General features: G+C 41.2%; 1 protein-coding gene. It reads right to left on the bottom strand.

Features of this window, described 5'->3' with window-relative positions; all coding sequences use genetic code 11:
* Positions 1-7 precede the first annotated feature (7 nt).
* On the bottom strand, positions 8-226 hold a 219-nt coding region (gene pilM / locus V6252_RS13140), incomplete at its 5' end, for a pilus assembly protein PilM (RefSeq protein WP_341610742.1).

The following is a 226-nucleotide window of genomic DNA, read 5'->3' as shown; positions in this document are numbered from 1 at the left end:
GCAACTACTATAGTGATGAACTCTTTGTTGCGACGTTCACGTTCTTCTTGTCGCCAAGGTAACAGGTTAATACGAGCCATTTGTCAAAGCTCCTCAACGCAAGACCGCATGCAGCCATTATACTTGGAGCATCAATAGCCAATTGCTCATTATCAATATTTGGTGCAATAGTGATATTAGTAAATGGATTAGCAACACTGACAGTTACACCTAGCTTTTGTTGTGC

This window comes from Psychrobacter proteolyticus (assembly GCF_038155145.1).
Classification (GTDB): domain Bacteria; phylum Pseudomonadota; class Gammaproteobacteria; order Pseudomonadales; family Moraxellaceae; genus Psychrobacter; species Psychrobacter proteolyticus_B.
This window is presented reverse-complemented; position numbering and strand designations above follow the sequence as displayed.